General features: G+C 61.3%; 11 protein-coding genes. 7 read left to right on the forward strand and 4 right to left on the reverse strand.

Annotation, left to right across the window (positions count from 1 at the left end):
- Positions 1-86: 86 nt before the first annotated feature.
- The 4 genes from AC4CWF_RS26895 to AC4CWF_RS26910 form a co-directional block, all read right to left on the reverse strand.
- Entirely contained in the window at positions 87-1,079 is a 993-nt protein-coding gene (locus AC4CWF_RS26895; RefSeq protein ID WP_491288348.1) for a FecR family protein, read from the reverse strand.
- A 172-nt stretch (positions 1,080-1,251) separates the two neighbouring features.
- Positions 1,252-1,767, reverse strand: a complete 516-nt coding sequence (locus AC4CWF_RS26900; protein ID WP_491288350.1) for a sigma-70 family RNA polymerase sigma factor — start codon at positions 1,765-1,767, stop codon at positions 1,252-1,254.
- A 129-nt stretch (positions 1,768-1,896) separates the two neighbouring features.
- Complete coding sequence (locus AC4CWF_RS26905; RefSeq protein ID WP_491288351.1) at positions 1,897-3,015, reverse strand: mandelate racemase/muconate lactonizing enzyme family protein; 1,119 nt, start codon at positions 3,013-3,015, stop codon at positions 1,897-1,899.
- Positions 3,016-3,090: 75 nt separating this feature from the next.
- Positions 3,091-4,065, reverse strand: a complete 975-nt coding sequence (locus AC4CWF_RS26910; RefSeq protein ID WP_491288352.1) for a GntR family transcriptional regulator — start codon at positions 4,063-4,065, stop codon at positions 3,091-3,093.
- Positions 4,066-4,279: 214 nt separating this feature from the next.
- On the opposite strand from AC4CWF_RS26910, the gene AC4CWF_RS26915 reads away from it, so the two are divergent.
- From AC4CWF_RS26915 to AC4CWF_RS26945, 7 genes are all read left to right on the forward strand, one after another.
- Positions 4,280-4,993 carry a FadR/GntR family transcriptional regulator gene (locus AC4CWF_RS26915; RefSeq protein ID WP_491288354.1) on the forward strand — a complete coding sequence of 238 codons (714 nt, stop codon included), beginning with the start codon at positions 4,280-4,282 and terminating at the stop codon, positions 4,991-4,993.
- 55 nt (positions 4,994-5,048) lie between these two features.
- Positions 5,049-6,023 carry a sialic acid TRAP transporter substrate-binding protein SiaP gene (locus AC4CWF_RS26920; RefSeq protein WP_491288356.1) on the forward strand — a complete coding sequence of 325 codons (975 nt, stop codon included), beginning with the start codon at positions 5,049-5,051 and terminating at the stop codon, positions 6,021-6,023.
- A 69-nt stretch (positions 6,024-6,092) separates the two neighbouring features.
- Complete coding sequence (locus AC4CWF_RS26925) at positions 6,093-6,668, forward strand: TRAP transporter small permease (RefSeq protein WP_491288358.1); 576 nt, start codon at positions 6,093-6,095, stop codon at positions 6,666-6,668.
- Positions 6,669-6,671: 3 nt separating this feature from the next.
- Positions 6,672-8,078 (forward strand): TRAP transporter large permease, encoded by a 1,407-nt coding sequence (locus AC4CWF_RS26930; RefSeq protein WP_491288360.1) that lies wholly within the window; start codon positions 6,672-6,674, stop codon positions 8,076-8,078.
- 50 nt (positions 8,079-8,128) lie between these two features.
- Entirely contained in the window at positions 8,129-9,166 is a 1,038-nt protein-coding gene (locus AC4CWF_RS26935) for an L-idonate 5-dehydrogenase (RefSeq protein WP_491288362.1), read from the forward strand.
- A 29-nt stretch (positions 9,167-9,195) separates the two neighbouring features.
- Positions 9,196-10,395, forward strand: a complete 1,200-nt coding sequence (uxuA, locus tag AC4CWF_RS26940; RefSeq protein WP_491288363.1) for a mannonate dehydratase — start codon at positions 9,196-9,198, stop codon at positions 10,393-10,395.
- Positions 10,395-11,798, forward strand: coding sequence for a mannitol dehydrogenase family protein (locus AC4CWF_RS26945; protein ID WP_491288391.1), 1,404 nt, complete (start codon positions 10,395-10,397; stop codon positions 11,796-11,798). The genes uxuA and AC4CWF_RS26945 overlap by 1 nt, the downstream gene beginning before the upstream one ends.
- Positions 11,799-11,875 lie beyond the last annotated feature (77 nt).

Genomic DNA, 11,875 nt, shown 5'->3' on the forward strand with positions numbered 1-11,875 from the left:
AGAGACAAGTTTTTCAGGTGCCGTTCCGCTTTTTGCGAACCGTTCGCGAATAAGGAGGTAATATATTGAAATAATTTGATGTTTTTTCAGTATGGCGAGATCACCCGCAGAAACGGCGAGACCGCCCGCACCTTCAGGCCAAAGGGAGCGGCCAGTGCTGAAAGGGCTTTGTCGGGATCCGAAAGATCGTAAAGACCCGTCACCCTGCGCGTGGAAACCTCGCTTTGCGTGAGGACGATCCATGCGGAGTGCTGGCGCTGGATGAGGGAGACGACATCCGCGAAAGCCTGATCCGTGACCGAGAGCCTGCCTTCGCGCCATAAGGCAATGTCGGCGGGATCGATATGCGAGCGTTCTATTGTGCGCGCTGCCCGCTCCACGGTCACGACATCACCGGGTGCAAGCGTCAGCTCATCGCCGGCAGGCGCACCCTCCATGTGCAAGGCAACCGCGCCATGCGCCAGTTCGACTCGTGTTGCACTTCCCGTATCGCGGACACTGAAAGCGGTCCCCAGCACCCTGACCGCTGCGTCCCGTGTGGTGAGGACAAACGGGTGGGCCGGGTCTCGCATGACCTCGAAATAGGCTTCCCCCGACAGCAGCCGCACATGGCGTGCGTTCCCGTCGAAATCGTCCGCCAGCGCGGTTTCCGGGGCAAGCGTCACCTGCGATCCGTCGGCAAGCGTCACATGGCGAATTTCTCCAGCCGCCGTCATGACATCCGCCTGGAGCCGCACCTGCAGGGCAGGGCCGAAAACGGCTGCCATGAGGATGCCGCACAACATGAGAGCGGCAGCGTATGCAAGACGGCGCGGCGCCAGAACACCAGCGCGCTGCCGGCGTTGCCGCGCCCCGCGTGGCATGGCAGGCGTGGCCTCTGGCGACCTCTCGCCGAGCACCGTCCAGGTGAGACAGATGCGATCCCAGGCCGCGGCGTGCCGATCGGACGTCGCCCGCCAGCCTTGCCAGACGGCCAGAAGATCGGGCCCGGCCGGCTCGTTCCGCAGGCGCATGAGCCAGTCCATCGCCTCTTCGAGGAGCTGTTCGTCAAGCTGTTCTGGCTGATCCGTGACGCTCACTGACGCTCTGTTCCCCTGGTGCGAGTGTGGCCGGCTGCACTTTCAGCAAAAAGCCCGGCCCGGGCAGCCGCAGGCCGGAATCGGGTCCGCAACCGATTGTCGATGTCGTCAGCGTTGCCCGATGAAGATACGATTGGCGAGAGGCTTTTTTTCACGATGCGCACACGATTTTTCAATGGCTCGCCCGGTCGAGCGACAGGGCTATTTTCACCATGCCATTGCGGATCAACCGATGGGCCGTTGCAATGGAGATCTGAAGATCCGCCGCAATCGCCTCCAGCGTCAGGCCTTCGATACGGTAAAGCTCAATGGCCCGGCGCATATCCTTCGGCAGGCCGTCCAGCGTCTCGGACGCGACACGGGCCTGATCGGCGAGCAGCACCGTTTGCTCCGGCGTGCCCGGATCCTGTGGCAGGATCCAGAACGGCGGGTCGGTGTCGCGGCCGCGCGTTTCGACATTCCGCCGCTTTGCGGCATCGAATGCCAGATTGCGCACGATGTTGTAGAAGTAGGAAACGGTCTGTCCTGGCGAATATTGCCCGGTCTGATCCGGCTTCAACCGTAAAAAAGCGTCCTGAACGATGTCTTCGGCCTGGTCGCGCGATCCCGTCAGCCGGGCGGCATAATCCACCAGAGCCGTTCTGTTTTTCAGAAAGATGTCCAGATGGCCGTTGATCTCTGCCGCCATGGCTTTTGGCATCGTCTTAAGTTGATTATTTGATACATGTTTTGCTCTAGCGGAATAATCATAAGGTGGCAATCGACCCGGAGCCCGATGCGCGCCAGCAAATTCGGGCTCCGGGAAGGGGGCTGGCCGCTATCCGAGCGATTGGCCGTGGCGCTCGAAGGCCTGTGCGAGCGGTGTGGTGCTGGCGCCTGGTTGTTGCGGCCTGTTGAAGACGCCGCCGTCCACATTTGCCGGTTCGTGGAAATGATCCTTGATCCAGGGGATATATTCGAGGATCGTCGAGGCCGGGTGCCAGTAGCTGAGGTGAACATGCACCTGGCTCATTTCGCCGGCATGCGGCACGACGGGCAGGCGGTTTGCGAGCGCAAGGTCTGCCACCTGGATATATTCGGTAATGCCGGCAAGGCGGGTCACATCCGGCTGGACGTAATGCACGGCCCCCGCATTGATGTAGCTGCGGAAGGCATCTACCGTATAAAGCTGCTCGCCGAGTGCCACCGGGATGGAGGTCGCTCGGGCAAGTGCGGCATGGCTTGCAATATCGTCATACCACATCGGTTCTTCGAACCAGTAGATATCAAGGTCGCGGGCGCGGGCGCAAAAACGCTGGCAGGTGGGCAGGTCCCATTTGCCATTGGCATCGATGGCGATGCGCACGGCGCTGCCGACGCGGTCGCGCACGGCTTCGAGACGGACGATATCGATGTTCGGATCATCATGCCCGACCTTGATCTTGATGCGCGTGAAGCCTTCTTCCTCGACGGCACGGGCAGAGCCGGCGACAAGCGCTTCCCTGGAAAACGATAGCCAGCCGATATCGGTATTATAGGCCTCGAGCTTTTCGGTGCGCGCGCCGCCAAGCAGCGACCAGAGCGGCACGCCGGCCTTTTTGCCCGCCAGATCCCACAGCGCGACATCCACGGCGGCGAGTGCCAGCTGGGTGATGCCGGCACGTCCGACCCATTGCAGGGCCGGATGGCGCGATAGCTTCGTCCACAGGCGCTGATGATCGCCCGCCTCTTCGCCGATGAGCAGCGGCGCATAACAATCCCGGATGCAGGCCGTGATCAGCCGGTCGGATGCCAGGTGGGCATGCGTTCCGGTAAAGCCATAACCCTCCAGCCCGTCGGTCGTGGTGATCTTTGCACCCACGACACCCCAATGGGTGATGCTGTGGGTGGAATCGGAAATGCTGTCTGCCGTCAGCGGCAGGTGCAGAATGAACGGTTCAACCTTTGCAATCTTCATGACAGGGCCTCCTCCCCGGTGCGGATCCGTTTGGCTGATGGGCGGACCGCAAACCCATGCGTCGAAAATGGGCGCCTAAAGCCGTTCGAGATACGGCAGGTCCGCAGGCGCTGTGGTTTGTGCGACGGCGCGGATGCGCCGCATGGCGCGTTCGCGCGACACTTTCAGGTGATCGACCAGCGCCTCGCAAGCGCCGGCCACATCCTTTTCCTGCAGAAGCGCGATGATCTTCAGGTGCTCGGGCAGGAAGGGTTCGCTCTCGAACAGATCGCTAGTGCGCCGATAAAGAAAGTGATGCGCGACGAGCAGCGCCTGCGGCAGGCTGACGGCGCGCAGCAGTGGCTGATTGCCGCATCGTCCGATGAGATCCACATGCAGGTCCTGCTCGAGCGCGTCCAGTTGCTCGCTGCTGACCTGAGCCGTATTCATGGCCGTCTCGATCTTTGCCCGCAATGTCGCAAGAAACCCGCCGGGCAGATGGGCTGCCGCTTTTTGCAGGGCAAGCGGCTCCAGAACCCAGCGGAGTTCGTAGAGTTCGTTGATCAGCGTTTCCGAGAGTGCGGGTGCGTGCCATCGGGCGCTGGCATCCTTGCGGATGATACCGCGCTCCTGCAGCCGGGCCACCACATCGCGGGCAACCGTCCGGCTCACGCCGTAATGCCGCGCCAGCATGACCTCGTTGATACGCCAGCTGGCCAGCGCCGTGCGCGAGACGACCTCGATCTCGACATCCGGATAGATCGCTTCCCAGGCGGACCGGGATTTGAGGTCCGGCTCCATATCCAGTGCGCCGGTCGGCCATGGGCCGGACGGATGGAGGGGAGCAACCACGTCGTAACCGCGCCCGGCGGCCTTTTTCAGAAACCCGCCGTGTTCGAGTTCGGCCAGTGCCTGGCGCGCCGGTGCCCGGCTGATGCCGAAGCGTTGCGCAATGGCGGTTTCCGTCAGGCGCATGCCGTCCTGCAGCACGCCGCTGCGGATTTCAAAGAGAAGCGCGTCGCTGGTGCGGCGGTAGAGTTTGGAGGCAATTGAACCGGTGACAACGGGCATGGCTGGGCTCTTCGAGCTGTATCTGTCGCCAAGGGATTGCACGTTCCGGATAAAACGTCTAGTGTATGCACAAGACAATTTCAGTTGTGTTCTCGGCGCGACGGCAGCATCAGCCGCCCCGCTTGACAGCATCCGAAAAATCCTCATAGTTGAAATTGGTCAGACAATCTGGCCAAATGCGCATCAGGGGAGTGATGCGCCCGGGAGGATATCGATGTTCGTGGCTTTGGAGCCGCGCCGGCTTTATCGCCAGGTGGCGGATCAGATCCGTGTGTTGATCGAAACGGGAGAGTTGAAGCCGGGTTCGCGGCTTCCGCCCGAGCGCGAGCTTGCCGAACGGTTTTCGGTGTCGAGACCAACGGTGCGCGAGGCACTGATCGTGCTCGAGGTCGAGGGTTATATCCAGATCCGCATGGGTTCGGGCGTTTATATCGGCAGCCGGCCCCGGCCGGTCGAGGGGGAATTGCGCGGTGAGGCGGGCGAGGGCCCGCTGGAAATCCTGCAGGCGCGCTGCCTGATCGAAAGCGGCATTGCGGAAGAGGCGGCAAGACTTGTCACGCCGGCAAACCTTGCGCAGATCGATGCAATTTTGGGACGCATGGAAAAAGCGCTGGACGATGCGCCTGTTGCGCTTGCCTGCGACCGGGATTTTCATACGGCCATCGCCGATATCATCGGCAATTCCGCGCTCAAACATTTCACCGGGCTGATCTACGACACGCGGATGTCGCCCTATTTCACCAAGCTCGCGAGCTATTTCGAAGGGCCGCACACCTGGAAGCTGGCGCTTGAGGAACATCGTATCATTCGCGATGCCCTTGCAGCCCGTGATCCTGCAGCCGCTCGCGAGGCCATGCGGCGTCATCTGACGCTTGCGCAAAAGAGATTCTCGGAAAGCTTCGGGGAGGAGCCGACCAGAGAAGACTGACCGTCCGTCATTCGGGCGGTCTGCCCTGCAGTTCTGTTTCAATTGGGAGGAACACATGAAACTGACACTGAAAACGCTTCTTGCCGCTGCGGCGGTCATCGTCGCATCCGGCGTCTCGGCGCACGCTGAGACAGCCCTGAAATGGGCCCATGTCTACGAAACATCCGAGCCCTTCCACACCGATTCGGTCTGGGCGGCAGGCGAGATCGCCAAGCGCACCAACGGCCGTTACAAGATCGATGTCTTCCCGGCTTCGCAGCTTGGCAAGGAAGCCGACATCAACCAGGGCCTCAAGCTCGGCACGGTGGATATCATCATCTCCGGCTCCAGCTTTGCCGCCCGTGATCACAAGCCGATCGGCGTCACCTACTATCCGTACATCTTCCGCGATCCGAGCCATCTGCTCGCCTACACGAAAAGCGATGTCTTCAAGAAGCTTACCGCGGGTTATGAGGAAAAAACCGGCAACCATATCGTGGCCGTCAGCTATTACGGAACGCGTCACACCACATCCAACCGCCCGATTGCCAAATGTGCAGACATGGCAGGTTTGAAGATCCGCGTGCCGGATGTGCCGGCCTATCTTGCCATGCCGCGGGCCTGCGGTGCCAACACGACGCCTATCGCCTTTGCGGAAGTCTATCTGGCACTGCAGAACGGCACGGTCGAGGCGCAGGAAAATCCGCTGACGACGATCGAGGCAAAGAAGTTCTACGAGGTTCAGAAGAACATCGTTCTGACCGGCCATATCGTCGACCACCTGAACACGATCGTGTCCAAGACCCGTTGGGCAAGTCTTTCGGATGAAGACAAGAAGATCTTCACCGATGTGATGCTGGAAGCCGCCGCCCGCACCACCAAGACCATTGAAGCGCGCGAAAAGGCGCTGGTCGAGGAATTCAAGAAGAAGGGCATCACGGTGACCGAGGTCGATAAGGCCGATTTCGAGAAGACTGTTCTCGCAAAGGCCAAGTTCGAGGACTTCGGTTACGACAAGGCCGATTGGGAAGCCATCCGCGCCATCAAGTGAATGATGCCGCCCTGGCGCATGGGTTGCGCCGGGGCCCTTTCCTGAAATCGTTGTGATTGGAGCCGATCCATGACGGAGCACCCGCACGCGCCGATCAGTGTGGAAGAGATGGCGCATGCCTTCGAGGAAGATGCAGCGCCGGTCGATCTGTCGCCTTATGCCATTGAAGACTGGGTAACGCTCATTGTCTTCTGGAGTATGGGCCTGTCTGTTTTCCTGCAGTTTTTTACACGCTACGTGCTGAACGACAGCCTTGCCTGGACGGAGGAAATTGCCGCCAACTGCCTGGTGGTCGTGGTCTTCCTCGGCTCTGTCATGTGCGTGCGCACCATGCGCCATATCCAGGTCGACCTGCTCTACCGCTTCCTGCCGACATGGGCCGTCAGGCCGCTCGAACTTGTCGTCGATATCATCGGCATCATCTTCTTTGCCTATATCACCTGGCTGATGTGGCGTTACCTCGAGATTGTCGGCGAGGAGCGGATGGTGACGGTGGATATTCCCCGCGGCATCGTTTTCTACGCGGTCTTTGCCGCTTTTGCGCTGATGTTTGTCCGCTCCGCCCATAACCTTTTCAAGGACCTGACGGGGAAAAAGACCGTGCGCCAGCAGGCGCAGGACGATCTCCACGCAGGAGGAATTTGATCCATGCTGCTTCTCATCGGTTCCTTTCTCCTCCTCCTGATCATTGGCACGCCGGTTGCCGTCTCCATGGCGGTGGCGTCGCTTGCCTATCTCATCCTCTACGGTGTCGCGCCCGACATCATCGCGGCCCAGCGAATGATCGCCGGCGTCGAAAGTTTTCCGCTGATTGCCGTGCCCTTCTTCATCCTCGCCGGCAATCTCATGAACATTGCCGGTGTGACGGGCCGTATCTACAAATTCGCGCTTGCCCTCGTCGGCTGGATGAAGGGTGGTCTCGCGCAGGTCAACATTATCGGTTCGGTGGTGTTTTCCGGCATGTCGGGCACGGCTCTTGCCGATGCCGCCGGCATCGGTACGATTGAAATCAAGGCGATGAAGGATCACGGTTATCCGATCGAAGCCGCTGTCGGCGTCACCGCCGCTTCGGCGACGCTCGGGCCGATTTTTCCGCCATCGCTGCCCTTCGTCATCTATGGCATGATGGCCAATGCCTCCATCGGCGCGCTGTTCATGGCCGGCATCGTTCCCGGCGTGGTCATGACCGTGCTGATGATGCTGACGGTCTACATCTTTGCCAAACGCAAGGGATGGGGCTCCGATACACCCTTCGAGCTGAAGCAATTGCTGGGCGCTTCGATGGAAGTGGCCATCGTTCTTGCTTTCCCCATGGCGATCTACCTGATGGTGCTTGCGGGATTGTCGGTCAATGTGGCCGTGCTGATCGGCCTTGCGGTTCTGGTCGCACTGGACTGGTATTTCGATTTTTCCGCCGTGATGGCGCTGATGACGCCGGTGCTTCTGATCGGCGGCATGACCATGGGCTGGTTCACCCCGACCGAAGCTGCCGTGGCGGCTGTCCTCTGGTCGCTGTTTCTCGGTCTTGTCCGCTATCGCACGATGACGGTGAGAACGCTGGCCAAGGCCTCCTTCGATACGATCGAGACCACAGCCTCCGTGCTGTTCATCGTCACGGCCGCCTCCATCTTCGCGTGGTTGCTGACCGTCAGCCAGGCAGCACAGCTGTTTTCCGATTTCATGTTCGGCCTCACCGACAACTGGTGGACCTTCCTGATCATCGTCAACATCCTGCTTCTGATCGTCGGGGCCTTTCTCGATACGATCGCGGCGATCAGCATCCTCGTGCCGATCCTGATGCCGGTTGCCGCCCGATACGGCATCGACCCCGTACATCTCGGTCTCATCATCACCTTGAACCTGATGATCGGTCTTTTGACGCCGCCGGTCGGCATGGTGCTCTTCGTCCTGTCGCGCATTTCCAAGCTGTCGGTGGAGAAAACGACGCTGGCCATCCTGCCCTGGATGATCCCGCTGTTCATCGCACTCGGGCTGATCACCTTCATTCCCGCCATCACCCTCTGGCTGCCGACGCAGCTGGGTCTGATCCGATAACCGTTTGGCGCATGGTCGCTCACAAACTTGAGATGAAAGGGATCAGGACAATGCAGACGCGTGTTGCACGCCTTCATGCCCGGCGTGACCTCAGGGTAGAGACGCTGGATTATGTGACGCCGGGGTCAGGCGAGGTTCTCTTGGGCATGGCATCGGGTGGCATCTGCGGCTCGGACCTGCATTATTACCAGGACGGCGGTTTCGGCCCGGTTCAGGTTCGCGAACCCATTATCGCGGGTCATGAGGCATCCGGTTATGTCGAAGCCCTTGGAGAGGGCGTTTCGGGGCTGGCGCTGGGGCAGCTTGTTGCGATCAACCCGTCGCAGCCCTGCGGTGAGTGCCAGTATTGCCGCATCGGCCAGCCGATCCACTGCCTCCACATGCGGTTCATGGGATCTGCCATGCGCCTGCCGCACGAAAACGGCATGTTCCGCGAAAAGCTCGTCGTGCCGGCGATCCAGTGCCATCCGGTCGGAACAGATGTGACGCCGGCAGAGGCCGCCTGCTCGGAACCGCTCGCCGTCTGCCTGCATGCGGTTGCCCAGGCGGGCGATCTCTCGGCCAAGGCCGTTCTCGTCACGGGGGCAGGGCCGATCGGACTGCTGACGGTGGCCGCTGCCCGCCATGCCGGTGCCGCCCGCATCGTGGTGACGGATCTGATGGACGCGGCCCTGTCGCGCGCGCCGTCGATGGGCGCCACGGACACGATCAATGTCGCCAGCAACCCGGACGCGCTTTTGCCTTTCCAGGACAACAAAGGCAGTTTTGACGTGATTTTCGATTGCTCGGCAGCAGCACCGGCCTTGCGTTCCGCCTTTGCCGCGATCAGGCCCCGCGGCACAATCGTTCAGGTGGGCGTGACCGGGGACGTGACGATCCCGCTCAATGCGCTGGTGGGCAAGGAAATCATCTGGCGCGGCTCGCAACGCTTCCACGGCGAATTTGCACAGGCCGTCGATCTGATTTCGACACGGCAGATCGACGTCAAGCCGATCATCTCCCACACCTTTCCGCTTGATCGGGCAGTCGAGGCCTTCGAGCAGGCTGGTGACCGCTCAGCGGCCTGCAAGGTGCAGATCACGTTTTAAACGAACCCACCGGATACGAAGGACAGACGATGAGACACACATGGCGATGGTTCGGGCCGATCGACAAAGTCAGCGTGCGTGATGCGGCACAGGCGGGTGCCGAAGGCATCGTGTCCGCGCTCCATCATATCGCAACCGGCGAGGTCTGGCCGGTTGACGAGATTGCCCGGCGGCATGAGGCGATCAAGGCTGGCGGCCTTGTCTGGGACGTTGTCGAAAGCATTCCGATGTCGGAAGACATCAAGACGCAGACCGGCGACTGGAAACGCCATATCGCCAACTGGCAGGAAACGCTGCGGCGTCTTTCGGCCTCCGGCATCCGCACCGTCTGTTACAATTTCATGCCGATTCTCGACTGGACACGCACGGATCTGCGCTGGGAGACCGGCCATGGCGCCAAGGCCATGCGTTTCGATCTCGTGGATTTTGCCGCCTTCGACATCCACATCCTGAAACGTCCGGAGGCTGCTGCGGATTATCCGGACTGGTTGCAGGAGGAAGCAGCAAGACGCTTCTCCGGCATGACGGATGGAAAGATCGCTGCGCTGGGTAAGAATATCGGCGCGGGCCTGCCGGGGTCTGCCGATGGCTATACGCTCGACCAGCTGCTCGAAAAGCTGCGCTCCTACCAGGGCATCAACCGCGAGCGGCTGCAGCAGAATCTCGTCGATTTCCTCAGCGAAGTGGCGCCGGTGGCAGCAGATGTCGGCATCAATATCTGCGCCCATGGCGATGATCCGCCGTGGTCGCTGCTCGGCCTGCCGCGCATTCTGTCGACCGAGGCCGATTATGCCCACATGCTGGATCAGGTGAACATCCGCGCCAATGGCGTGACGCTCTGCACCGGTTCGCTCGGCGCAAGGCCGGACAATGACCTGCCTTTTATTGCCACACGTTTTGCCGATCGCATTCATTTCGTGCATCTGCGCAATGTCACGCGCGATAGCGACACGGTTCCCTGCTCGTTTTTCGAGGACGAGCACCTTGAAGGCGCGACAGACATGGTCGCCGTCATCGCAGCCCTTCTATCGGAAGAGGCGCGACGGCGCGAAGAGGGGCGCGAGGATCACCGCATCCCCATGCGGCCGGATCATGGACAGGAAATTCTCGACGACCTCACGCGCGGTGCCCAGCCCGGTTATCCCGCCATCGGCCGGCTGAAGGGACTGGCGGAACTGCGCGGCATCGAGCGGACGCTGTCGCATGCCCGTTATGGCCTGGGAGCCTGATCATGACACACCTCTCCAGCGCAAGCCGATTGCCCGCCAGCGTGCGCCTGCCCGCTTATGACAGGGCAAAACTGAAACCCGGTATCGTCCATATCGGGCTTGGCGCCTTTCACCGCGCACATCAGGCGGTGTTCACCCAGCGCGCTCTGGAGGCTGAATTCGGGCCCTGGGGGATTGTTGCGGTCAACCTGCGCTCAGCGGATCCGGTGGAGGCGCTTGAGGCACAGGACGGGCTTTATTGCGTCATCACCCGCAGCGAAAAGGGCGACCAGTGCGAACTGATCGGTGCGACCGTCGGCTGGATCTACGCAGCCACGGATAAGGCACGCGTGCTGGCAGCCCTTGCCGATCCCGCAACCTGCGTGGTGACGATGACCGTTTCGGAAAAGGCCTATGGTCTTGATCCGGCAACCGGCGGGTTGGACCACAACCATCCGGCAGTAGTGGCCGATGTGAAGACGCCGCATGCGCCCACCGGTGTGCTGGGTTTTCTCGTGGAAGGGCTTGCCCTGCGGCGGGCAGCCGGTGTGCCGCCGTTTACCGTGCTCTGCTGCGACAATCTTCCGTCGAACGGCAAGGTCGTGCGCCGTCTCGTGCTGGAACTGGCGCAGCGCCGCGACAGCGCGCTTGCCAGCTGGATTGCCGAAAAGGGAGCTTTCCCCTGCTCCATGGTGGACAGGATCGTGCCCGCCGCAACGGACGCGACCCGTGCGCGGGGTGAGATGCTGCTCGGAACGCGGGACGCGCTGGCGCTCGATACCGAGCCCTTCCTGCAATGGGTGATCGAAGATCACTTTGTGGCGGGTCGGCCGCGCTGGGAGGCCGGCGGCGCAATCCTTGCCGAAAATGTCGAGCCTTACGAAAAGATGAAGCTCAGGCTGCTCAATGGCACCCACACGCTGCTGGCCCATCTCGGCATCCTGTCAGGGCTCGACTATATCCGCGAGGTGATGGCGGTGCCGGACCTGGCGGCCAAGGCGCGCGCGCATATGGAAGAGGTGGTGTCGACGCTTGATCCGGTGCCGGGGATTGATCTGTCCGATTATATCACTGCGCTGCTTTTGCGGTTTTCCAACCCGACGATCGACCACCGCAACCTCCAGATCGCGCTCGACACCACCCAGAAACTGCCGCAACGGCTGCTCTCGCCGGCCGTGGATGCCCTGCAAAAAGGCGAGGACGCGGCGGCGACTGCCTATGCGGTCGGCGTCTGGATGGCGGCGGTGAAGAAACGCGGCGACTGCGAGGATCCGCGCCGCGAAGACATCCTGGATGCCGCCACCGCGATGAATGCCACCGATCCGTCTGCCGCCTTCTTTGCGATCCCCGGCCTTTTCCCTCCTGAACTGGTGGCAGCCCGCCGGTGGCGCGATCGGGTCAATGACGCGACCGGCGCCTTCTAGTCTAATTGCAACAAACCCGAGCGTTTCTCGTCGTGGTGCACGAACTTTCCAGGCAGTCTGCGCCTCGCGCTGAAAGA

Source organism: Neorhizobium sp. PAMB6630 (assembly GCF_058242775.1).